We start from the raw sequence: 25,594 nt of genomic DNA, 5'->3' as shown, positions 1-25,594 counted from the left end.
ATCTCAGTGTCAAAAAAAAAGCTCACTGGCCACCCACGGCAAGGCGCACAATCAGAACCTGACTGGCGCGCCAGCTTGCTGTATCGACTTCAACACTGCAAATGTAGCCTTGGTAACACTGAAGATCTCGTCCAACGGGATAGGCATAGACCCATCTTTGAGCGATTTAAAGAACGCCTGCATCATCTCCTTCTGTCCCTTGTCCTGTACCGAGAGCTTGTGCGTTTTCACACTACTGCCATAGATCTTGCAGCTCTTAAAATCGCACAATATGGCAGCCTTGCCCGAAGAGAAGACTTCAAAATACTCCTTGGGAAGGCTCTTAGGCCCGTTGGCATAGTAGGACACGACACCCGTTGAGCCATTAGAGAAATCGACAAGAATATTGACAGTGTCGTTCAGGCCTTCGGGATCGGGCAACACCGATGCCGAAACCTGAACAGGGTTGCTTCCACACATGTAAGCCATCAAATCTATGAAATGGCAAACTTCTCCCAAGATTCTTCCGCCGCCCACTTTGGGATCCTGAATCCAAGAAGATGACGGGATATAGCCTGCATTGATGCGATATATCATCGACATTTTCCCATTTCCCATCTCTCGCTTTACGATAGGCGTCAATGGCGAGAAACGACGATTAAACCCTATCATGACACCACAACGTTTCTCTTCACACAGCTGCTGAATTTCAACCAGTTCGTCCATCTTAAGACACAAGGGCTTTTCAACATAAACATTTTTCCCAGCCTTCAACCCATCGATCACATACTTGGCATGAGTGTTATGCCTTGTGGCTATAAACAGGGTATTAATATCCTTGTTGTTGATAATATCGTTCTCACTGGAAGTGCATTGAGCGAAATGAAATTTTTCGGCTACTCGTTTTGAAGTGGTGCCTGAATTGGTCATCACACATATTCTCCCCACTTCACCTTCAGAAGGCAAATAAGGCAAGAGATTACTTTGTGCATAACTGCCAGCTCCAATGAAACCAATGTTGATGTCCTTCAAAGCAACATTTCCAGCGATAGTCATTGCCTTGCGTTGATGCTCTTTGTTGGCATCATACTCCAACACGATACCAAGGTAAGGCTCCAATCGGCGGGCAATGATATCATAAGCTTTAGGTGCATCTTCAAACTTGAAGCGATGCGTCGTGAGAGGACTCAAATCGATTTTCCCCGAGTATACCAGTTGCTGGAAAGCTTCCATGTTCCTCTTTTCAGTCCATCTCACGTAAGGCGCGGGGTAATCGATACCATTTTCCTCATACTTCAGGTCGTAACGGCCAGGGCCATAAGAGCACGACATCCTCAATTCCAATTCCTTCTTATACCAATAAGGATTTCTCTCAAAGCCAGTAGGCACAGCGCCAAGCACCACAACGCGGCCCTTTTTGCGGCAAATCGCTCCTGCAAAATTTATCGGGTCGAGACTTGACGTGCCTGCTGTGATTATCACGGCATCCACACCCAGTCCGTCGGTATAGGCCGAGATTTGCTCCTCTATGCCTGGAGTGTTTCGGGGAAGGCCCAAATCGACACATGTGCTCTTGGCAGCATTGACAGCAGCCTCTGAAATGTCAATGCCCACGACATTAATGCCCGAAGCCCTGAGCAACCGGCACACGATCTCGCCAATCAGTCCTAGCCCTATAACCGCGCAAGTCTCACCCAAGCGCATGTCGGCCTGACGCACCCCTTGGAGGGCAATTGCTCCCACAGTGTTGTAACATGCCAACTGAAGGTCGGCATCGTCGTGCAGCTTCACGCACAAGTTGACCGGCACGGCAACCACCTCGGCATGGTTGGCATATCCTGCACCGGCACATGCAACCTTGTCGCCCACCTTGAAGCCTGTGACGTCATCGGCCACGTCAATCACCTCGCCAGCACAACTGTAGCCCAAAGGCGAATAGGCATCCAGCTTTTTCATGATGGCACGATAGGTCTGCACCACGCCTTTGGTCTTTAATGTGTCCAAAACCTGCTTAACTTGCTGGGGGCGCTCCTTTGCCTTTCCAATCAAACTTTTTCTTGCTGTTTTGACAGTAGTTCCCTCGGTTCCTGCACTTATAAGAGAAAAATGGTTTTTAACGAGAATCATTCCCGATGACAGTTGTGGGATGGGCAATTCCTGAATAACCATCTCGCCAGAACCTAATTTTTGTGTTAATTGCTCCATTTTTAGCAGTTATAAATATTGATGTATAACGTCTTGTAATCTATTGGTTCGCAAGCCGATTGCATTTTTTCACCTCTGTGCGCCATGCAGCTTGCTATTTTGTGGGCCAAATCAATGAAATCTCTATTCTTAAAGAGCATCGTCGCCTTGGGGCGCCTTACAACATCGGAAGCCAAAACCGGTTTCCTATAATAAAGGCTCTCCCGTATTGATATGGCATCTCCGTCGGTATTAGTCGTCCTCAACACCAAATCACAGCGTTGTATCAGTCGGACAAAAGACGTGGGATGTTCCCATATTAAAATATTATTTTCAAGATGATTGTCGCTTATATATTTTTTATAGGCATCCAGCACCTCGGCATGGGCTGTGCAGGATGCAACGACAAAGACCAAACCCACATTTCGAAATCCTGACACACACAAGCGATTGATCGCCTTCAAGCAGATATCTAAACCATATAGATCTTCATTGTTGTGGAAGACTAAATTCCAGGCGTTTGAACAACAGATGTATGCCCCGTTATTCTTTTTGAACGAGCCAATCCAATCCAATATTTCGCTCGGCAAAGAAGGCTCCTCATCGAGGAGTGGTGGAAGGAATGCTGGCAGAAGATGATATTGGCACTTGCCCGATTTCCTTACGGCATCATAACCCTCTTTGTTTACCAGAATGGCATGGTCGCACTTGCCCAAAAGAAACCTCGTCGTCGTCGCATGCCCCTCAATTCTGGGATCACGGTGGATTGTAACGATTGTCTTCTTGTGAAGCAACAATGAATTTATGATGTGAAAGACCCTGAGTATAAAAACTCCAGAATGGATGTGGACAATGTCGGCCCGGAACAGCAGCTTGTAATACATCACAAGATTAAGGGTCCTTAAATTAAACTCCCCCCTGTATCTCGTGTGACCTTCATCGACAATGCTGAAGTCATACTTGTCTTTCAAGAGTCCTATCAACCTCTTCAAATGAATGCTTATCCCCCCGATGTTGCGTGGACTAGGTCCTATCAAGAGCACTTTAAGCTTATTGCTGTTGTTGGGCATTATCGTATAAAATCTATTTCTTAACAACATGCTCTGCAACAAGTCTCAGCTTCACAAATCTAGCCGACACCCTGCAGAGGCCATGGGCAAATGCAATATTAGCGAAAGTTTTTGAAAAATCATATAAAGCGAGTAGCAAAATTCAACTTTTTTACCTGGCTTCGCGACGGGCCTATTTTCTTTCAAATCACGGGACATGACGTAACAACCATGAAATAAGTTTGTTTAGAAACAAATCTTCAAATCAGTCTGCCTGCAATCTCAACAATGTATCCTGCCAGGCACAAGCACCGCTAAGTTGTCGACACAAATGTGGGTAGTAGAAGAACTAAAGAAGCGAAAATGTGAAGACAAGGAAAGCATTTGGTGCAATTTTTGTCGTATATTTGTATCAACAATACACAAGCATCGCGACACGAAGTCATAAAATTCAAACAACTATGAGTAGAACGAAAAAAATCATTGCAGGAGTGGCCACAGGTGTGGTGGCGCTGGTGGCGGCCGACATTGTGGCCTCGCTGTTTCTCGTCAACTTTGCGCTCAAGCCCGAGCATGTGAGCGACCGCAAGGCCTTGAACACGCTCCTGCGCCGCAACCCGGAGTTGCGCCCGTGGGTCGACAGCCTGATGGCCAGCAAGCACTGGCACGACACCACGGCCATCATTTCGGGCCAGCGGCAACGCTGCATCTTTGTCACAGCCCGGCAACCGAGCAACAAGGTGGCTGTGCTGGTGCATGGCTACAAGAACAGCGGCCTGCAGATGCTGAGCCAGGGAGCCATATACTACAACATGGGCTACAACCTGGTGCTGCCCGACCTCTATGCCCACGGCAAGAGCGAGGGCAAGGAGATACAGATGGGGTGGAACGACCGCTACTATGTGATGCGGTGGATGGCCGTGGCCAACGAGCTGTTTCGGGGCACACACCAGCAGACGCAGATGGTGGTGCACGGCGTGTCGATGGGAGCTGCCACAACGATGGCGATATCGGGCGAGAAACTGCCTGGCTATGTAAAATGCCTGGTCGAGGACTGCGGCTACACGAGCGTGCACGACGAGTTTGCCCACGAGCTGGGCGACACAGCCATGCTGGGCACCAAGCGGCCCATCCCGCAATTTCCCATCCTGCCCACTGCCAGCCTGCTGTGCAAGTGGAAATACGGCTGGAGCTTTGAGGAGGCATCGATGATCGACCAGGTGAAGAAGTGCAAGCTGCCCATGCTCTTCATTCACGGCGACAACGACGACTTTGTGCCCAGCTGGATGGTGAAGCCCCTGTACCAGGCCAAGCCTCAACCCAAGGAGCTGTATATCGCCAAGGGATCGAAACATGCCCAAAGCCTTATCGACCACCCACAGGAGTATGCTGCCCGGGTGAAAGACTTTGTTGAGAAATACATACATTGACGCGCCGAGCACAAGCGTGCCCGAAATCACACACAAAAGTGGCCACAAGGGACATTTTTTCACCCTCGTGACCACTTCTCATCTCATGCAGCTCTTGCAGCAGCTGCCGTCATGACCCTCACTTGCGATGCGTAGATTTTTTCTTCTTGCTCGTTTTAGTCTTTTTGGTCGAAGTCGACTTGTGAGTAGTCGACTTTGCCTTGCCAGCGGCGATGTAGCTGGCATATTCCTTCTCGATGGCAGGCAGTTCCTTCTCGATGGCGGCTATGCGCTTGGCATCGCTGGGGTGGTCGCTGAAGAAGTCGTTCTGGTTGTTGTTGCTCGAGGCACTCATCTTCTTCCAGAAGTTCAGTGCCACACTGGGGTCGTAGCCGGCCAGCGACATGAGCACCAGGCCCATCTTGTCGGCCTCGGCCTCGTGCTTGCGCGAGTAAGGCAGCATCACGCCATAGTTGGCACCCAGGCCGTACACTTGACTGGCAATAGCCTGCGTGGCTGCACTTGAACCCGAAGTGGCCAGGCTCACCGCCTGGGCGCCATACTGGGCCAGTATCTGCTGGCTCATGCGCTCGTTGCTGTGCTTGGCAACGGCATGGGCCACCTCGTGGCCGAGCACCACGGCCAGCTCGGCGTCGCTGTTCACAATCTTCATGAGGCCCTCATAGACGACGATTTTGCCGCCAGGCATGCAGAAGGCATTGATTTCGTCATTTTTCACGAGGTTGAACTCCCAGGAGAAATTTTTCACCTCGCTGGAAAGGCCGTGCTCGTTGAGATACTTCTCGGTAGCAGCAGCGATGCGCTTGCCCACGCGGGTCACCATCTCGCTCTGGGTCTTCTCGCCCGAGATGGTGGCCGTCTTCATATAGCTGTTGTACTGGCTGAGACTTGATTGCAGTACCTCCTGGTCGGAGACGAGGTTGAGTTGTTTGCGCCCGGTGATGGGCACCGAGCCACAGCTGGTGAGCAGCATTGCAGCCACTGCACCCAGCATGATGATTTTACTTTTCATTTTTATTAGCTATTAAAAATACGTTGTAGTTGTTGTCCAGTTGTATATACTAAATATAAAAACAAGGCTCGCGTCATGTTGGGGTTGTCGCCCCCCCCGTCAAGCAAGCATGGCTCATCAATGCGTGACGACGCGGTGCGTGGGCGGCAGGGAGGCATTGCGCTCGTCGACGGCCTTGACCACAGCCTGGGCAAGCTCGACAAAAGCACGTCCCGACACGCTGTTTTGCAGCGTCACCGGCACGCCGTCGTCGCCGCCTTTGCATATCCCCGCCACCAGCGGGATTTGGCCCAGGAGCTTCACGCCGAGCTTGGCAGCCAAGTTCTTGCCTCCGTCCTTGCCAAAGATAAAATATTTCTCGTCGGGGTGGCTGGCAGGTGTGAACCACGACATGTTCTCGACAATGCCCAGCACAGGCACGTTGACCTGCGGCCCGAGGAACATGGAGATGCCCTTCTGTGCATCGGCAAGCGCCACCTCTTGGGGAGTAGTCACCACGATGGCGCCAGTGATGGCCAGCGTCTGCACCAGTGTGAGGTGGATATCGCTGGTGCCGGGCGGCATGTCGATGATGAAGTAGTCGAGTTCGCCCCAATTGGCCTCGGTGATGAGCTGCTTGAGGGCGTTGCTGGCCATGGCGCCACGCCACAACACAGCCTTCTCCTTGTCGACCACAAAGCCAATAGAGAGAATTTTCACCCCGTAGCGCTCGGCAGGCTCAATCATGTTGCGGCCGTCGACCTCGCTCATGTAGAGCTGTGCATCCTCGATGCCGAACATCTTGGGTATCGACGGGCCGAAGATATCGGCATCGAGCAAACCCACCTTGTAGCCCAGCTGTGCCAGCGACACAGCAAGGTTGCTGGCCACCGTCGACTTGCCCACGCCGCCTTTGCCCGACGAGACGCCAATGATGTTTTTCACACCTGGCAATGGTGACTCGGCAGCCTTCTTGTCGGGATTTTTCTTTACTGTCTTGACAGCGATATTCCCTTTTATTTCGACTTCGGGGCCCACATAGGTGTTGATAGCGACCTCGCTGGCCCGCACAATCGACTTGATGAAGGGATCGGTGGGACGCGGGAAAATGAGAGAGAAGGAGACCTTGTTGCCCTCGATGCGCATGTCGTCTTCGACCATGCCCATGGCCACGATGTCCTTGCCCGTGCCAGGGTAGCGCACAGTCTTGAGTGCGTCGAGTATCAATTTAGGATATAAAGTCATTGTAGAAGTTGTGAATATAATGTAACGTTTAGTAATGTGTCAATCGTGAGGGGCCTCGGCGTCACCCGGCTGCAAGTGTTGGGGCATCTCGATATAGCCGCGGTTGTAGCTGCGGTAGGTGTCGTGCGGGATCTCGATGTCGGGCTCCTGCAGCTCGCCGGCTTGAGGCAGGTGGAACTTGATGTACTTGATCGTGAGCCCGCGCTCGAGCCACTGCTTCTCGTAGTGGGTCTTGATTTCCAGGATGTCGTCGGCAAGGCCGCTGTGATACAAGTCGGCAGTGTCGATGTCGACGGGAAGGCCGTTGAGTTCTACCAGCGCATGGGTGTAGGTGTAGAGAAAGGGGCTGTCGGTCTTGAGGTGCACGATGCCGCCATCGGTCAAAATCTTGCGGTAGTTGGCCAGGAAGCGCGTACTGGTGAGGCGCTTGTTCACCTTGCGCATCTGCGGGTCGGGGAAGGTGATCCAAATCTCTGAGACCTCGCCAGGGGCAAACATGCGGTCGATGATCTCGATCGAGGTGCGCAAGAAGGCCACATTGGGCATGCCCTGCTCCTCCACCATCTTGGCACCAGTCCACATGCGAGCGCCCTTGATGTCGACCCCTATGTAGTTCTTGTGGGGGAACCGCTGTCCCAGCCCCACGGCATACTCGCCCTTGCCGCAGCCCAACTCCAGCACGAGGGGATTGTCGTTGTGAAAATAATCGCTGCGCCACTTTCCGCGCATGGGACACTCGCCACTGTCGAGCACGTTCCAGGGAAACTGAAACACGCAATGATAGGTGGCCATGTCGGCAAATTTCTTAAGCTTATTTTTTCCCATTACTTAATTGCTATTTTAAAACTTTTACCAGCGACGCGCACAATATAGAAGCCAGCGTTGAGACCGCTGTACTCGTTGTGCCCCGCCTCGACATTGAGCGTGGTCGACGTGCCGTTGACAGCCACAAGCTGCGCGCTCGCAGGCGCGTTGCTCTCGATCACAAGCACAGCGTGCCGTGCATAGACTCTTGTGCTCGACGCGCTCACATCGTCGACACCGGTCGCGCTCGACACCTGGGTGCGGGTTGCGGCCGGATAGTAGGCCTCGCCGCGGCCGGTGGCAAGCACCACATTGTCGACATCGACAGTGAGTCCTGGGGCAAGCTGCGTGCCTGCCGTGACCGTGAGCTGCAACACGGCGCCGTCTTGGCCGTCGAAGTCGTGATTGGCCATGTTATAAGCCAGCAAGCGCACGGTGCCGTCACTTTGCCTTTGGGCAACAAAGGTGAAGCCCGCCGAGCGCGATGTGGGCAAGATCCGGCTCTCTACCAGGTGCAACGACTCGGGCAGGTGAATGTCGCACTGCAAGCCTGCATAGCGCATGGCATTGCTCAGCTCGACATCGATGGTGCGTGTCTGGCCAGGCTTGATTGAGAAGTCGGGGATGCACACAAGGTCGTGGGTCGTGACTGCGCCCGCATTTTTGATTGCTGTGGCACTGCTCGACAAGATGATGTTGATGAGGCCGGTCACATCGGTCACGTTCACCACGCCGTCGCCATTGTCGTCGGCAGCGTCAAAGTTGAACGGGTTGGGGTTCTGGCCCAATATGTAACTTATCTCGCTGGTAATGTCGCTCACATTGATATATCCGTCGTTGTTCACATCGCCCTTCATATAGGATTGCTTGAACCTGAAGGCACTCCATTGCAGGGCCTGGCTGTAGGCTGCGGTGGGAGCCTGGAGCACGACGGCTGCCTGGTCGACGCCTGCCCACACACTGTCGCCCAGGGCAGGCACTGTGGTGGGATGTACCTTGATCAAGCTCAAGCCCGTCATGCCAGCCATAGCCCGGGTGCCGATGTAGTTGACCAGGTAAGGAATTTCAATCGTCGACACACGGTCGACATTGTAGTAGGCATAGTCGCCTATGCTTGTCACGCCCTTGCCCACAGCGTGCGAGCCATCGAGGCCCGTGCTGGCAAAGGCCAAGGCCTCGACCCTGGCCATGCTGGTGGGCATGGAGATTGCAGTGAGCTTGTTGTCGCTGTAGAAAGCCCCTTCACCCATTGCAGAGACCCGTTCACCCAACTTGGCGCTGGCAACCTGTGTGCCGGCAAAGGCATAGGCCCCGATCGTGGTCAAACTGCTGCACTGCGAGAGGTCGACACTGCCTATGGCGGTATTGGAGAAAGCCTCGTCGCCGATACACTCCAATTTAGCCAGGTGTGTCAAGTCGACATCCTTGAGCGAAGAGCAGCCGCTGAAGGCGCCCTTGCCTATTGAGACTATGCCAGGGCCCAGAGTCAAGGTCGACAGCATGGTGTCGCACAAAAAAGCATAGTCGCCCACGATGCCGCCGGGCAGGCTCACGCTGGCAAGCGATGCACAGCGGGCAAAGGCCCCTGTGCCCACACTCGACACCGTCTTGGGAATTGCAATAGACGTGAGACCGGTGCCGCTGAAGGCGTAGGAGCCTATCGTGGTCAATGCCGGCGGCAACGAAATGCTCTTGAGCCTCTCACAGCCGGCAAAAGCGGCATAGCCTATCGCAGTAGTGCGGGCGGGTAGCACAACTGCCGTGAGGTGCTTGCCAAAGAATGAGGTGGCAGGTATCTCGCCGGCAGCATAGCTCGTTTGGTTGCCAAACAAGGGAACCGTGGTCTCGCAGGCCACGATGGTCACGTTGGCCATGTTGACTTCCTTGAGTCGGTCGAGACTGTCGGCTATATACTTGAAGTCACGTGCGTCCATGGTGCCCGTGATCATGACTGAAGTCACACCCTTGCTGGGCAAATTGGAGCACAGGTTGCCCGCCGTGTTAAACACAAGCCCGGTCGCTCCGTAACACAGAGTACCGACAAGCACAAAAGCCGTGAGGAGTAAATATCTGCGCATAATGTCGACGTTGATATATCACAAAAATAGTGAAATAAATCTATTGTAGCATTATTTTAACGTAATATTTCACCTCTTTAGTATAAGCGCGTTGTGCAAAAAGCCGGCTGTCACGCGGCCGCCAGGTCAACGCACAGCCACCTTGTAGCTCTTGCCGGCCAGGCGCACGACGTAGATGCCCGGAGCGATGTCGCGATACTCGTTGCGCCCAGGCTCGACCAGCAGGTTGGTTGCCGTGCCGTTGATAGCTGCCAGCTGGGCCGAGGCCATCACCTGGCTCTCAACGACGAGCACACGGTCGTGGGCATATACCTTGAAGCCACTGGCATCGACCACACCGACACCCGTCGTGCGTCCCGCCATGGCCGTTGAGCCAGCGCCATCGAAGCGCACATTGGCGCGATCGACGAGCACGAGACCGTCGATAGCCACAACGCCCTGCGAGGCAAAGTCGTCGTCGGCCTTGACCAAGAGGCTGAGCACAGCGCCATTGCGTGGCTTGATCACGCTGTTGGTCATCGAGTAGGCAATGACACGGGTGGTGCTGCCGTCGCTCAGCAATCGTGACGGTGTAGAAAGGTTCTCATTGAGGCTGGCATTGACAATCGAGCCGCCCACGATGTGCAGGCCCTGCGGCATGGTGATTTCGCATTGCAAGGCAATGTAGTCTTGCGAGCCGTCGAGTTTCACCTGCACGGTGCGCGTGTGGCCCGGCTCGATGTCGAAGTCGTCGATATAGAGTTTGTCGGCAGTAGAGTTGCCCGCAGCTTCGTCAACCGCCTTGACGCGTCGCACATGCGAGTTGTCGTCGGCGAGAATCATGTTGATAAGTATGGTCACATCGGTCACATTGTAGAGGCCGTCGTTGTTGAAGTCGGCCACAAGCGAGTTGAACGATTGCACCGGCAAGCCCAGTATCACATTGATGAGCGTGGTCACGTCGGTAACATCGAGACGGCCATCGTTGTTCACATCGCCCTGCCGGTAAGTTTTCAGGATGTGGAACTCGCGCCACTGCTCGGCGCCGGCATAGTCATGGGCCACAAGCGAATCGGGAATGTCGAGATTCACGGTCTTCTGGTCGAGCCCGGCCCACACGCTGTCGCCCAAGGCAGGCACAGTGGTGGGCAGCGCCTTGATGGTGTCGAGCCCCGTCATGCCTGCCATGGCCTTGGTGCCGATATAGTTGATACTGCCAGGAATCGTGATACTCACTGGCGTGCTCACGTTGTAGAAGGCATAGTCGCCTATGCGCGTGTGCCCCTGCTTGAGCACATTGCCCACAGCGGCCTCGTCATCGCCTGCAAAGGCATAATCGCTCACAGCAGTGGCACGTGCCGGCACATTGGCAGCCGTGAGAGCTGTGTCGTAGAAGAATGCTCCCTTGCCCAGCGCCGTCACGGCATCGGGGAGCTTGATGGTCTTGACCGGAGTTGTAGCAAAGGCCCAGTCGCCCACGCTCTCAAGATGCTGCATGCCCGAGAAGTCGAGCGCCTCGATGCCGCTCAGCACAAAAGCCTCGTTGCCTATCCGCACCAGGGCCGATCCATCGGGCAGGGTGAGCGACTTGAGTGCAGTGCAGCCTGCAAACGCGCCGTTGCCTATCGCGTCGACGTTCTTGCCCATCACCACCTTGCTCAAGGCAGCGCAGTCGAGAAACGTGTAGTCGCCCAGCGCCGTCGTGGCCACTGTAGCCGAGGCAAGCGCAGGACAACGGGAGAAAACGCCCTGCCCCATGCTCACAACCGTTGCTGGCACAGTCACTGTGGTGAGACCCGTGCTGCTGAAGGCATAGGAGGCTATCGAGTCGACGGTGGCCGGTATGGTCACTTGCCGCAGCGCCTCGCAGCCCGCAAAGGCCGCAAAACCAATCGATTTCACCCCGGCAGGCAGCTGCACACTGGCAAGCGACTTCTTGCCAAAGAAACTCGTGGCAGGCAGGGCATTGGCCTCGCTGGCCTGTACCGAGGCATAGGCCGACCCCGCCGCTGGTTGCTCGCAAGCCACTATCGTGGCCCCACTCATGTCTACAGCCGTGAGGCGGTTAAGACTGTCGGCAATAAACTTGAAGTCACGCGCATCGACAGTGCCGGTAACGGTGAGCGTGGTGATGTTGCAATCGCTTATCGCGCTCGACAGCGAGCCGGCAGTGCATGCCACCTCAAGCGCCTGCGACGACACTGCAGCACCTGCTGCCATAACTATAGTTGCAATTATCTTTAGCATTTTATTCATATTCGTGGCACAAAATTAATCATAATTTATTGAAATAAATTTATTTAAAGACAAAAAAGTTATTTTCCCGGTTTTTTCGGTGCCAGGTGTGTTCCTCCAAAGCATGGCCCTGCACACGTCGTCGACTTCACAAGATTGCCCCTCGACAGAATCCAAAAAAAAGCAGCCATCGCATGAACGGCGACAGCTGCCTAATACAAAATTGCGGTTTCTGGCTGGCAACAGCCAGTCTCATAGTAATAGGAATATAAAAAAAACGAGCATCACACATGCGATATTGCCACAATATGTTTAAATTGCCCTAACTATTGTTAAAAACGTGTCAGCTTTGCCCTTGCAACGGCAAGATGAGCAAGTAAAGTTGCTTTTCACACACACAAAATGCAGTAAATAATCTACTGGATCATAAAATTTAAGTAACATTAAACCATGAAATTTTGAATTTAAATGCACACGTGCTAATTTTGTGGTCAAAGAGTGATTAAACCAAGGAGGAACCACCTCTAACAACACATTAGAACAACTAAAACAAACAAAAATGAAGAAATCTTTACGTTTAGCTCTATTGAGCACAATGTTGCTGCTCACTGGCGCTCTGAGCGCCCAGGCAGCCGAGTCACTGCCGTTGACCCAAGACTTCACCAAGGGATTGGGGAAGTTTACCACCACGGGAACCGTGAAATGGACATCAGACAAGAAATTTGGTGCCAAGTGCAATACAGGAAGCAAAAAAGCAGCCGAGGGCTGGCTCATTTCGCCAGCAATCGACCTGGCCAATGCCAATGTCCCCGAACTCACTTTCTCACATGCAGGCAAATACTTTGGCACAATTGCAAAAGAGGCCACCCTGTGGGTGCGCACCATCGCCGGCACCGACACGGCCAGCTGGACACAATTGACCATCGGCAAGTATCCCACCAACAAAGACTATAACTATGTAGATGCCAAAGTCGACCTGAGCGCCTGCAAGGGAAAAGTGGTGCAACTGGGCTTCAAGTATATCTCCACCAAGAGTGCCTATGGCACATGGGAGATCAAGACCTTGACCGTGAGCGACGGCAAGCCTGTGGTCACCTATACCGACAAGACCATTGCCGAGCTCAACGCCGACACCAAGACCAGCCTGAAGAACATCAACCTGAAGTTCAACAACGCTCAAGTGGTGTGGGTCGATGCCAAGCAGGGTGCCTACGTGCGTGAGGGCGACTATGCCGTACAGCTCTTCAAGACAGGCTTGAAGCTCACTGCCGGCCAGATAGTGAACGGTGCCGCCAAGTTTGACTACAGCCCCTACTACGGCATGCCCGAGACCAAAGACATCAGCGGTGTGACCGACGCCAGCGGCCTGACGCTGACCGACCCAACGACAGCGGCAACGGCAACAACAACCACACTGGCCGAGCTCAACAGCCTCAAGCACAAGTGCGACCTTGTCGAGATCAAGGGCGTGCAGCTCGACAGCATCAACACGAACTACTACATGGTGAGCGGAACCGACTCGGTGCAACTCTTCGACAAGTTTGGCACCAAGGTGATACCGTCGTTCAAGGACGGCACCATAGCCGGCAAGAAATATGTGGTGAGGGGCATCTTCGGCACCATCTTCAACAACAAGGCCGAGGTATTCCCAATCGAGATTACCGAGCAAGTCGAGACTGGCGTGACCGAAGTGAACACAGCCAAGGCAGTCGACGGCAACGTGTACAGCATCGACGGCCGTCTCGTGAAGACCCATGCCCAAGACCTGAGCGGCCTCGACCAGGGCATCTACATCTTCAACGGCAAGAAGTACATTGTGAGGTAACATGTAGCCCCGGCTGCTGCGATGTGCTCATCGGGCAGCAAGGCACTCACACAAAAAACAGCATTTCGGGTGCGTGCACACCAAAATTTACAGCCACGGTGTGTCACGCACCTGTTTTATTGCGGCTTTATCCCAAAAAATCAACCTGGCATGAAACGGAATCACGAGGATGTGGCCAGTGCTATTTTCTCCTACTCAATGATGTGACAATCCCATTAATTTCAGGTCATGAAAGTTTGGAATGTGAGCAAAAAGGCGTATTTTTGTAGAGGTTTGGAACCAAAAACATTCAAAATCTTAATTTTATGCGAAAAATTTACTTATCAATGCTATGTGCCGTTCTGGCAACAACGGCAGCCACAGCGCGCGACATCTATGTCTATGCGGGTGGCGGCAAGAGCGTTGCCCACATCGATGCACAGAAGCTCACATTCACAAGCGATGCAATGACCGTCGTCGACCAGCAGGGAGCCACCAAGCGCGTGGCCCTGGCCGACTTTGACTACTTCTTGCTTCACGGCAAGACGACCACCGGCGTCGACAACGTCGCCGCCACAAAGACGGCAATCACGAGCCACGGCAACATGGTCACAGCCACAAGCGATGCCGAGATTGCAAGCATGAGCGTGTACTCGGCCATGGGCTCTATGGTGAAAGCCGTGAAGCCCAACGGCCCTGTGGCCACCATCTCGCTCGACGACCTGGACACAGGCATCTATATCGTGCAAGTGAAAACAGGGGCCACTGTAGTTACCAAGAAAATCATTAAACGATGAAGGCTATGAAGAAGAACAATGCAATCAAGGGGCTGCTCGCTGCAGCCATCATCGCGGCCGCCTCGATGGCCGGCCATGCCGAGGAGTGCATCTATGTGTATCATCAGGGCTCCATCGTGTTTAAGGACTATGCCGAGCATGTCGACAGCGTGGCCCTTGAGAACAACAAGACCCAGATTTCGATCTACGACACCACCCATGTGCAGCTCTACAGTGCAGCACTCAGCTATGTCGACAGCATCAAGTTTGCCGACGACCGCCCGGTGGCCGACCTGCTCGATGTGGTGTTTAACCCCGACGGCAGCGCACGCGACATCTCGCCCATGGGCAACACGGTAGAGGCCGTGGGCAACAACACCATCGTGTGGGACGAGACCTACAAGCGCTACACGGCACACTACAACAATCCCTGGGCAACAAGCCCCGTGCCCGACTACTACAAGATAGACTACGACAGCAATACTGCTTTCAAAAACGGTCTCTCCGACGGGCACACGCTCGAGACGGTGTTTATGACCGACTATGAGGGCACCATCACCAATGCCGAGGCCAAGTGGTTCTCGAGCCACCAGAGCGGCGGCACGGGATTTCTCATCTCCACCATCTCGGGAGCGCGCAAAAACGAGATCACCTTCCTGCCCAACGTCAACACCACCACGTCGAGCAAGTGGATATGGTGCACCAGCGGCATCGTGCCGCAGCCCAAGGTGTTCTACCACGTGGTGGGCGTGTGGGACAAGGCAGCAGGCAAGGCCTATGTCTATGTGAACGGCGAGCTCAAAAACACCGTGGCTGCAGTGGGCAACCTGCGCTTCCCCAACGCAGGCTCACGATGGTTTGGCATAGGCGGTGACCCCAACGGCGCCAATTCGGCCCAGGCCGGCGCCAAGTGGGAAGTGGTGACGGCCCGCGTCTACAACGACGCGCTCACGCAGGACCAAGTGACCTCGCTGTGGCGCGACGTGAAGAAACTGCAAGATGCCCAGGCACCGGCATCACTGGTGACCGACGTCGACTACATGTCGGGGCTGCCAGTGAAAGCAGGCGGCACCTACAGCATCTATGGCAACAACTTCAAGGCTGGCGACAAGATTGCATTCACCTCGGCCACCGGCAGCGGCTCATCGTTCATAGCCACAGTCACCCCGATCGAGCCTGCGGGCGTGACCGTGCAAATACCTGCCGGTGCAGTGACCGACAGCTACCTGATGACCCTGAGCCGCGGCGACAGCACCCAGGTGCTGGGCGGCACACGCCTCGAGGTCGTTGACTCGACCCCAGCAGGCAGCAAGGTGATCGCCCACCGCGGCTTCTGGCTGGGCACGAGCCAAAACTCGCGGCAGTCGTTGCTCAACGCGCAAAACCTGGGTGTGTACGGCAGCGAGACCGACGTGTGGCTCACTACCGACAACCACTTGATGATCAACCACGATGCCAAGCTCAACAACGTGACCATTCAGACCTCGACCTACGACCAGGTGAAAGACCTCACACTGAGCAACGGCGAGAAGGTGCCCCAACTGAGCGACTTCCTGGCCATGCTCAAGAGCAGCAGCAGCCCCACCAAGCTCATCATCGAGATCAAGGCCCACAGCACCGACGCACGCACCGTTGAGGCTGCCGACTCGGCTGTGGCTGCCGTGAAGCGGGCTGGCGTGCAGGACAAGGTAGAGTACATCTCATTCAGTCTCAACGCCTGTGCCAAGATTGCCCAACTCGACCCGCAAGCCAAGGTTTCCTACCTGAACGGCAACGTGGATCCCGACAGCTTGCACACGCTGGGCATCACCGGGCTCGACTACAAGGCCTCGGTGTTTACCGCCAATCCCACCTGGGTGACCCAAGCCCACAACCTGGGCATGACCTGCAACGCCTGGACCATCAACACGCGCAGCCAGATGGCCGAGGTGTCGAAGATGGGCATCGACTTCCTTACCACCGACTATCCTGTCGAGGCTACGGCCATCAAGCGTCACTTCGACGGCAACCATTAGACGGTTGTCACCCCAAGCTGCATAAATAAAAAGAGAGCGGTTGCACTGCGTGTGTTGCGTGCAACCGCCCTTTTGTATTTATTGCTTACAAGGCCGTAAAGAGCACTATATAGCCAGCCATATCAGGCCCAAGGCGCCAGCAATGGCGGCACCCAAGAGCGGACCCACCACCGGCACCCAGGCATAGGCCCAGTCGCTGTCGCGCTTGTTCTTGAGGGGCAGCAAGGCATGCACGATGCGCGGCGAGAGGTCGCGGGCAGGATTCATCGCATAGCCTGTGGGGCCGCCCAGCGACATGCCCAGAGCCACAATGAGCAACGTGACTGGAATGGGGCCTAAAGCGGCAAGCCCCGCCTTGTTGCCCGCTGTGCTGAACCCGATGATGATGCCCACGAGCACAAGGGTGGCCACCATCTCGACAAAGCAATTGCGCCCGTAGTTGCGAATGGCAGGTATCGTGCAGAAGGTGCCCAGCTTGGCATCGCCGTCGGGGGTGGCATCGTAGTGATCCTTGTACACTGCCCATACCATGACGGCACCCAGTGCACCTCCCATCATCTGCGCCACCACATAGGGGGCAACCAAATTCCAGGGGAAAAGGCCGGCAATGGCCAGACCCAGCGTCACTGCCGGGTTGAGATGAGCTCCTGTGTAGGGGCCGGCAATGAGCACGCCGCACATCACGGCCAGACCCCAGGCCAGAGTGATAACCACCCAGCCCGAGTTCTGGCCCTTGCTCTTGTTGAGCGTGACGCAGGCACACACGCCGTCGCCCATCAATATCATCACCATTGTGCCTATCAATTCAAACACAAACTTAGTCAATACAGAACATTCCATAACTGTGAAGAAAAAAATTATATTAAACAAAGAGGTAGTGAGTGAGTGTGTGTGTGTAGCTACTGCCGTTTAGACAGCGTGCGCGCAATGGCATCGGCCCAGCCAGCCTTGGCAGCGTCGAGGGTCTGCTTGTTGGCCACGGGGGCAAACCGCCGCTCCTCCTGCCACTGGCTCTTTATCTCGTCGACGTCGTTCCAGTAGCCCACAGCCAGGCCAGCCAGATAGGCAGCGCCCAGCGCGGTTGTCTCGGTCACCTTGGGCCGCACCACATCGATGTCAAGCAAGTTGGCCTGGAATTGCATGAGCAGGTTGTTGCGCGAGGCCCCGCCGTCGACCTTGAGCTCGGTGAGCGGCGCACCCATATCTCTCGACATGGCTTGAGCGATGTCGTAGGTCTGGAATGCGATACCGTCGAGAGCGGCACGGGCAATGTGGGCGGCTGTGGTGCCGCGCGTGATGCCCACAATCGTACCGCGAGCATACTGGTCCCAGTAGGGGGCAGCCAGGCCGGTGAGGGCAGGCACAAAATAGACACCGCCGCTGTCGGGCACCGAGCTGGCCAGCTCCTCGACCTCGCTGCTCGACTTGATGATGCCCAGGCCATCGCGCAGCCATTGCACCACCGAGCCACCCACATAGATCGAGCCCTCAAGTGCATAGTTCACCTTGTCGCCGATCTTCCAGGCTATGGTAGTGAGCAGGTTGTTGCGCGAAAGCACAGGCCTGGCTCCCGTGTTGAGCATCACAAAGCAGCCTGTGCCATAGGTATTCTTGATGGCACCCGGCTCCACACACATCTGCCCGAAGAGAGCGGCCTGCTGGTCGCCGGCAATGCCCGAGATGGGCACCTCGTGGGCAAAAATCGTGGTCTTGGTGTGGCCATACACCTCGCTGCTCGATTTCACCTCGGGCATCATCGAGACAGGGATGTCGAGCAGCTTGAGCAAGTCCTCGTCCCACTTGAGCGTGTGAATGTTGAAGAGCATGGTGCGGCTGGCATTGGTCACATCGGTCACGTGCACCTCGCCGCGGGTGAGGCGCCACACCAGCCAGGAGTCGACGTTGCCAAAGCGCAGCTTGCCCTTCTCGGCACGCTCGCGGGCGCCGGGCACATTGTCGAGTATCCACTTTATCTTGGTGCCGCTGAAGTAGGCATCGATGATGAGCCCCGTCTTCTCCCGCACCATGTCGACCAGGCCCTGGGCCTTGAGCTGGTCGCACAGGCTGGCCGTGCGGCGGTCTTGCCACACGATGGCATTGTAGACGGGCTCCTCGGTATCGATGTCCCACACGATGGTGGTTTCACGCTGGTTGGTGATGCCAATGCCGGCAATATTCTTGCCGTTGATGTCGATGGCCGAGATAGCCTCGGCAATCACAGCTGCCTCGCTCGACCATATCTCGTTGGGGTTGTGCTCTACCCAGCCAGGCTGAGGAAAATGCTGGCTGAACTCCTTCTGCGCAGCCGAGCGAATGGAGCCGTTGTGGTCAAACACGATGGCGCGCGAACTTGTGGTGCCTTGATCTAAAGCTAAGATGTACTTTTCCATATTTAGAAGGATTTAGTTTTGGTTGAAAATTCATGATGTATCTAAGTCCAAAATTATAAAAAAAACAGGACAACGGCAAAACGCGCCATTAATATTGAAAAAGCAAGAAAAATGCAATGTTAATACAAACCTTTGAATTATAATAAAAGTTAAAAAACATACAGTTAGATTATCACAATCTGTTAGCGATCTACAATTATTGTAAAGAATTTATTATTTTTGTAACACTAATTGTTTAAAACAACAACCAAAGAGTTTTATTACTCATTTTTATCATCCATTAAACTTTTTAGCATCATGACAAAAAAACTACTTATCGGCATTATTTTGTGCATTATGCTGCCAGGACTGGTGGTTGCACAAAATAAGGGAATCGAGCAGGTAACGCAGTTCTTGGGCAACAACGAGACCGAGAACACCGTCATGCTCAACGCCACCGAGGGAGAGAGTCAAGCTCGCGATGTGAAGCAGGTGAAAGTGCCCGTAGTTGAGACGCCCACCCTGCTCAAGGGCAGGTGGAGTGCGGGGCAACTCGCCGCCAGCGCCGAAGCGCGCAAGACCGTGAAGGCCAACAAGGCAGCCACCTTGCCAGCCAATGCGTACTACGCCGAGTTTGACTACAGCGGAGCGGCCAACAAGACCACAGGCGGCATACGCCGCATCGCCCGCTTAGGCACCGACTCGATCCAGATTTTCAACCTGGGTGGGTTTCCCGACACCATCGTGGCCAGCTACGACGCTGCCACAGGCACAGCGACCCTGCGCCCCCAGCTTGTCTACAACCATGCGACCTACGGGCCCATTTGGTTCTGCAAGGTCGACTACGACCAAAAAGTGTATGACAACAGGACAACGGCTACGATAGGCGGCCAAGTCGACGACAAGGGCAACATCAGCATTGGCGGCTGGGGCCTCTTCGTCGTGAGCGGCCAGTACAAGGGCTACGCCTTTGCAGCCTACAGCCAGAGCGACTTCTATCCATGCAACGCCACGGCAAGCGCCACCATCGTGACCACACTGCCCAAGAGCGGTGTTGCCGAGGTCGACAGCACAACCACTTATCCCGTCTACATCTACCAGACGGCCGACAACGAGGCCACCATCATGAACTTTGCCAACACAGGCAATGCTGTGAACGTGATGCTCAACGCCGACAAGAGCGTCGACATCGCCCCGCAAGTGCTGTTTACCAATGCCGTATATGGCAACTTCATGGGCTATGCAGCCGACATCGACAAAGCCAAGTACATGCTCGACGGCTCCTATATCAAGGGCACTGGCACCGAGCAGTCGATCAAGCTGGGCAACTGGAGCATAGGCATCTACTCCTCCAATATGCTTGCCCGCGTGTATCGCAGCACCGATTTCACCTTCAACAGCGGCATTGTCACCTATCCTGCCGCCAAGGCTCTCGACTGGAGCGGCACGGGTACCGAGGCCGACCCCTACGTCATCGCCACACCAGCCCAGCTCGAAGCCTTTGCCGAGAGTGTGAACCTGGGCACAAGCTACAAGGACAAGTATGTGAAACTGGGTGCCGACATCGACATGGCCGGTCGGCCCGGCAAGTGGCGTCCGGCTGGCATGTACGACGGCAAGTCATTTGATGGCATCCTCGATGGCGACAACCACACGATAAGCCACGTGAGCTTTGAGCAGGGCAATATGCCCTACTCGGGTATCATAGGCAATGCCGGCGCAGGCAGCGTGAACAAGAACCTCACTGCCGACAGCGTGACCATCACCACCCGCGGCGACTATGCATCGTGCATCGTGGGCTACAGTGCCGGCACGCTCACCAACCTGAAAGTGACACAGGGCTATGTGAAGTCCTACGGTCTGCACAGCGGCCTCGTGGTAGGCTACCTCAACGAGGGCGCCATCGATAACTGCACAAGCGCTGGCTACATAGCCGGTTACGGCGCAACAGGCGGTGTTGCCGGCTATGTCGAGAAATCGAACCTCACAGCGTGCTCCTCGAGTGCCAAAGTGGAAATGACCGGCATGTCAAACACGCTGTATCGCGGCGTGGGCGGCGTTGTGGGCGACCAGGTGGGCGGCCAGCTCACCGAGAGCTACTTCAGCGGCACGCTCAACGACAAGATAGGCTATGGTTATGCCGGCGGCGTGATAGGCAGTGCCATCAACGACACCATCACCAAGTGCTACAACGCAGGTGTGATCACAACCGTAGCACCCAAGACCTCGAGCTACTCGTTCAGCGTGGGCGTGGCTGGCGGAGTCGTGGGCATGACCTCGCAGGCCGAAGTGACCAACTGCTTCAACTCCAACTTGGTAATGGACACCAAGCCCACCGAGAAGGTGGGCGGCATCGTGGGCTATGTTTCGGCTCCGTCGAGCCTGGGCGACTGGAAGTCGCACTTCTACAACTGCTACAACTCGGGCCAAGTGCTCACGGGCAGCATGACCGCGACCCAAGGCATCTACGGCTACTGCATGGACTTCACGGGCAAGGTCGACCGCGACACGGCCACCTTCTTCAACTGCTACTACGATGTGCAGGTCAACGGCTACACCGCAGCCCTCAACGTCGACAGTCTGCCAGCTCATGCCCTGCTCACGGCAAGCATGACCGCAAAGACTGCACTCGACGGGCTGAGCACCGACAACTGGGTCTACACCAGCGGTCTCTATCCCCGCCTCAAGGGCATGGAAACCACGCAGGCAGCCAAGCTGAGCGCCTCGCCCATGCTGCTCACCCACAACGAGACCAGCAAGAAGGTGAAATACAACTTCACCGTGTCGACCAGCAACAGCGTGGTGTGGAAAGCCCTCGACAGCAACGGCCAACCCACCACCGAGACCGACGGCCTGAGCATAAGCGGCCGCCAGGTGACCTTGAAGCACGTGAACGGCAGCAACATGCTCGTGGCCAGCAACGACAAGTTTGTAAACCTGAACAAGATTGTGACCATCGAGACAGTGAACCCGGCCGTGTTTGCAGGCAGTGGCACCAAGGAGGACCCCTACAAGATATCCAACCACGACGACTTGATGATGCTGTCGAAGTGCGTGAGCGAGTATGCCCAGAACTTCATGGGCGACTACTTCATTCAGACCAACGACATCGACCTCAACTACGCCACCGACTTTGTGGGCGTGGGCGACAACAATAGCAAGCACATCTTCGACGGCCAGTATGACGGCCAGGGCTACACCATCTACAAGATGCGCATCGACAGCGTGAAAGTGGCAGCCAACGGCAAGCCCACATCGTCGGGCTCCTACTCCTATGGCGGCTTCATACGCTACCTGGGCAGCAACGGCGTGCTCAAGAACCTGAACATGGGCGCCGACTGCAAGTTCTACGGCTGGAGCTATGTGGCTCCGTTTGTGGGCATGAGCTACGGCACCGTGCAAAACTGTCGCAACTATGCCAACGTGACCACGATGAGCGCCTATGCAGCCGGCATCGTGGGCTATCAGCAGCCTGGCAGCAGCGTGAGCAATTGCTACAACGCCGGCAACATCACGAGCGGCGGCACCTATGCTGCAGGCATCGTGGCCTACAACAAGGGCAAGGTGACTGGCTGCCAGAACGACGGCAACGTCTCGGTCGAGGTGGTCGACTCCCTGTATAAGACGACAGGCTTCAACTATGCATCGGGCATCTCGTGTGCCAACTATGCCACAGCCGACGGCGATGTCGCCGTTTCGGGCAACGTGAACACGGGCACCGTCAAGGGCGAAAACTACGTGAGCGGCATCTTCTACAACCTGCCCACCTCCAAGACCAACGACTTGAGCGGCAACCTCAACTACGGCATCATTGAGTGTGCCAACACTCGCGTCGAAAACGGTGCGATAGGTGCGCAGGCCATAAGCGACAACTACACCGCATCGAGCAACAACTACTACGACGGCCAGCTTGCCTACTACGGCGCTGTGGCCGAGGCACCCTGCAAGGGCGTGACGGCACTGAGCACCGCCGAGCTCACCAGCGGCAAGGCACTTGCCGGCCTATCGGGCGACGACTACGACTACGTGGCAGGCCAGTACCCCGTGCGCAAGCAGTTTAAGGACGAGGCTCGCGCTGTGGCCCAGCGCAAGATGGTGGTGACCCTGGCTGCGGCCGACAATGTCGACGACGTGACAAGCGCCGGCACCCTCTACAAGGCCGACAGCCTGGTGTGGACGCTGGCCAAGAACAGCAACTTCACCATCGACGGGCAGGCACTCAAGGTGGCCGTCGCCAACGACACCACCAGCGCCCGCGACACCCTCACCGCCACACTTGGCGGCTACAACAAGGTGATAGCACTGCGCGCCATGCCCAACTTCTTTGAGGGCAAGGGCACAAGCGATGATCCCTACCAAATCAAGACCGTGGCCGACATGCAGAAGCTGGCCCGCTTGACCAACGTTGAGAAATTTGCCTTCAACAACCGCCACTTCAAGGTGATGAACGACATCGACTTCACAGGCGTCGACTACACGCCCGTGTCGGAAGCTCCCGTGAGGTTCAATGCCGACTTCGACGGCAACGGCAAGACCTTCAGCAACGTGACGGCCGTCTACGAGACTGGCGTTGTGAGCTATGTGTCGCTGTTCAAGAGCGTGGGCAGCAACGGCAACATCCACGACTTGACCATCGCCAGCGGCAAGTTCACTGGCTACGACTACACCTCAAGCTTTGCAGGCCAGCTGTGGGGCACCATCAAGAACTGCGTGAACAAGGCCGACGTGCTGTGCTACAAGAGCGGCTATGCTGCCGGTATCGCCGCCATGGCCTACATGGGCAGCCGCATCATCGACTGCAAGAACTATGGCTCGGTGACCAACAACGGCACCTATGCAGCCGGCATCGCTTGCGACCAGCGCAACGGCAGCCTCATCGACAATTGCGAGAACCACGGCAAGGTGACTGGCACCAAGAACTATGCTGGCGGCATCGTGGCGGCAAGTGCTGGCAATGTGAGCAATTGCACCAACTACGGCGCAGTGAGCGGTGCATCAAACGTGGCAGGCATCGTGGCCTATGCCATGGGCAACGACTCGATACTGTATTGCAGCAACCAGGGCAAGCTCACCAGCACGTCCTATCCCACCGCAGGCATCCTGGCCGGCATGGACAGGAATGCCGGCTCGATGGTGATGATAGGCTGCCACAACGATGTAGACCTCGAGGGTGAGGACTACATTGCAGGCGTGGCTGGACAAATGAAGAAGGGCGCACAGCTCATCGACTGCTACAACACAGGCAACATCACCGGCACCGATGACTCGTGCGCCGGCTTGCTCATCGACATCGAGGGCGACGAGGGCTACACCACACGCGTGACCCGTTGCTACAACACGGGCGATGTGATAGCAGTGAGGGATGCATCGGGCTTTGCCTGCGACATCGACGAGATGGTCGACGTCGACAGTTGCTACAACACAGGCAACGTGCTGAGCAGCGGCAACTGGGCCGGCGGCTTCGCTGCAAGCCTCTCGGGCACAGCCACCGATTGCTGGAACAGCGGCAACGTCGAGTCGTCGGGCTACGGCGTGGGCGGCTTTGTCGGCATAGGCACTGGCACCATCGAGCGCTGCTACAACCTGGGCGACGTGACCTCGAGTTACAGCTCCGACAGCGACTTTGGCATCGTGGGCGGCATCTACGGCTACGGCCGCGCCACCATCAAGGACTGCTACAACATGGGTACCCTCACGGCCAACCAGAACGTGGGCGGCATTGCCGGCTCGGGCTTCGGCGCCAACGACGACGGTGAGCGCCTGTCAATCACCAACTGCTACAATGCCGGCAAGATTGTGGTGCCTGGCAATGTGAATGCTGGCAACATCGTGATGCGCGACACCACGGGTCTCGTAGTGGCCAACTGCTACTACGACAGCGATGTGAATCCCACTGTGAAGGCTGCCGCCGCCACCGGCCAGGCCGACACTTGGCAAGTGACCGCACTGCCCACCAGCCAACTGGTGAGCGCAGCCCTGGGCGAGGCCTGGGCACTCAAGCCAGGCATGTATCCCACACTCGCTGCCAACTACAACGAGCTGTGCGGCTGGTATGCAGCAGTGCCCGTACTGGCGCAGGGCGACACCCCCGAAAGTGTGACGCAATGCCTCACCATAGGCACGCCCGACTCCACTGTGTGGACGAGCAGCAGCAACCTCTATATCGACGGCAACACGGTCTACACCACAAGTGCAGGCGAGGCTTGGCTCACCAAGACCTTTGGGCAGCTCACCAAGACCTACACCTTCAATGTGACACACACCACTGGCGTGACCGACGTGAACACCAACGCTGCCATCGTGAGGAGTGAATACATAGGCATCAACGGCGTGAACTATGGCACCGAGCGCCCAACAGGCGCCGGCGTCTATATCAAGCGCGACGTGTACAGCAACGGCACCAGCCGTGCAAGCAAGATACTTGTGAAATAAAAGTTTGACTTGGGTCAACGCGACTCACGGTCAACACAGCAACCTGGGGGCTGCGCCGATAGCACTACGGCGCAGCCCCTTTTTGTTGCTCCACAGGGCACAACTGCCCGCAGCCGCGGGCATGACGCGACACAGCGGGCAAAAGAACAGGGGCAAGAGGATGATTAATTCACAAAATCGCGCTACCTTTGCACCCACACACACAGGAGGTAGCCACAAGATTA

At 55.6% G+C, this 25,594-nt stretch carries 14 protein-coding genes; 5 read left to right on the top strand and 9 right to left on the bottom strand.

The annotated features are described in order from the left end of the window. Positions 1-51: 51 nt before the first annotated feature. Together GF423_RS10635 and GF423_RS10630 are read right to left on the bottom strand one after the other, a co-directional pair. Positions 52-2,184 (bottom strand): bi-domain-containing oxidoreductase, encoded by a 2,133-nt coding sequence (locus tag GF423_RS10635; protein ID WP_154328336.1) that lies wholly within the window; start codon positions 2,182-2,184, stop codon positions 52-54. 2 nt (positions 2,185-2,186) lie between these two features. Continuing rightward, on the bottom strand, positions 2,187-3,134 hold the full coding sequence (locus tag GF423_RS10630; RefSeq protein WP_206113234.1) for a glycosyltransferase family protein: 948 nt from the start codon (positions 3,132-3,134) through the stop codon (positions 2,187-2,189). Positions 3,135-3,673: 539 nt separating this feature from the next. Here GF423_RS10630 and GF423_RS10625 point away from each other — a divergent pair. Then, complete coding sequence (locus GF423_RS10625; RefSeq protein ID WP_154328334.1) at positions 3,674-4,642, top strand: alpha/beta hydrolase; 969 nt, start codon at positions 3,674-3,676, stop codon at positions 4,640-4,642. A 118-nt stretch (positions 4,643-4,760) separates the two neighbouring features. Here GF423_RS10625 and GF423_RS10620 read toward each other — a convergent pair whose 3' ends face one another. The 5 genes from GF423_RS10620 to GF423_RS10600 all read right to left on the bottom strand — a co-directional run bounded on the left by GF423_RS10620 (position 4,761) and on the right by GF423_RS10600 (position 11,986). Beyond that, on the bottom strand, positions 4,761-5,654 hold the full coding sequence (locus GF423_RS10620) for a M48 family metallopeptidase (protein WP_154328333.1): 894 nt from the start codon (positions 5,652-5,654) through the stop codon (positions 4,761-4,763). Positions 5,655-5,771: 117 nt separating this feature from the next. Beyond that, positions 5,772-6,878, bottom strand: a complete 1,107-nt coding sequence (locus tag GF423_RS10615; protein ID WP_154328332.1) for an Mrp/NBP35 family ATP-binding protein — start codon at positions 6,876-6,878, stop codon at positions 5,772-5,774. A 39-nt stretch (positions 6,879-6,917) separates the two neighbouring features. Further along, on the bottom strand, positions 6,918-7,703 hold the full coding sequence (gene trmB, locus GF423_RS10610) for a tRNA (guanosine(46)-N7)-methyltransferase TrmB (RefSeq protein ID WP_154328331.1): 786 nt from the start codon (positions 7,701-7,703) through the stop codon (positions 6,918-6,920). Beyond that, entirely contained in the window at positions 7,703-9,760 is a 2,058-nt protein-coding gene (locus tag GF423_RS10605) for a leucine-rich repeat protein (protein WP_154328330.1), read from the bottom strand. Before GF423_RS10605 ends, trmB begins: the two co-directional genes overlap by 1 nt. Before the next feature lie 126 nt (positions 9,761-9,886). After that, entirely contained in the window at positions 9,887-11,986 is a 2,100-nt protein-coding gene (locus GF423_RS10600; RefSeq protein WP_206113233.1) for a leucine-rich repeat protein, read from the bottom strand. A gap of 547 nt (positions 11,987-12,533) precedes the next feature. Here GF423_RS10600 and GF423_RS10595 point away from each other — a divergent pair. The 3 genes from GF423_RS10595 to GF423_RS10585 all read left to right on the top strand — a co-directional run bounded on the left by GF423_RS10595 (position 12,534) and on the right by GF423_RS10585 (position 16,569). Beyond that, the gene (locus tag GF423_RS10595; protein ID WP_154328328.1) at positions 12,534-13,799 is read left to right on the top strand and encodes a choice-of-anchor J domain-containing protein; all 1,266 of its coding nucleotides are present in this window, start codon (positions 12,534-12,536) and stop codon (positions 13,797-13,799) included. 326 nt (positions 13,800-14,125) lie between these two features. Beyond that, positions 14,126-14,575 carry a T9SS type A sorting domain-containing protein gene (locus GF423_RS10590; protein WP_206113232.1) on the top strand — a complete coding sequence of 150 codons (450 nt, stop codon included), beginning with the start codon at positions 14,126-14,128 and terminating at the stop codon, positions 14,573-14,575. Between the two features lie 5 nt (positions 14,576-14,580). Then, positions 14,581-16,569, top strand: coding sequence for a glycerophosphodiester phosphodiesterase family protein (locus GF423_RS10585; protein WP_206113231.1), 1,989 nt, complete (start codon positions 14,581-14,583; stop codon positions 16,567-16,569). A gap of 105 nt (positions 16,570-16,674) precedes the next feature. Here the strand turns inward: GF423_RS10585 and GF423_RS10580 are convergent, their stop codons facing one another. Together GF423_RS10580 and glpK are read right to left on the bottom strand one after the other, a co-directional pair. Further along, complete coding sequence (locus GF423_RS10580; protein WP_154328325.1) at positions 16,675-17,409, bottom strand: MIP/aquaporin family protein; 735 nt, start codon at positions 17,407-17,409, stop codon at positions 16,675-16,677. A 59-nt stretch (positions 17,410-17,468) separates the two neighbouring features. Further along, entirely contained in the window at positions 17,469-18,959 is a 1,491-nt protein-coding gene (gene glpK, locus GF423_RS10575) for a glycerol kinase GlpK (protein WP_154328324.1), read from the bottom strand. Between the two features lie 297 nt (positions 18,960-19,256). On the opposite strand from glpK, the gene GF423_RS10570 reads away from it, so the two are divergent. Next, on the top strand, positions 19,257-25,370 hold the full coding sequence (locus GF423_RS10570) for a hypothetical protein (protein ID WP_154328323.1): 6,114 nt from the start codon (positions 19,257-19,259) through the stop codon (positions 25,368-25,370). The last annotated feature ends 224 nt before the right edge of the window (positions 25,371-25,594 follow it).

It is taken from the genome of Sodaliphilus pleomorphus, assembly GCF_009676955.1.
GTDB lineage: Bacteria > Bacteroidota > Bacteroidia > Bacteroidales > Muribaculaceae > Sodaliphilus > Sodaliphilus pleomorphus.
This window is presented reverse-complemented; position numbering and strand designations above follow the sequence as displayed.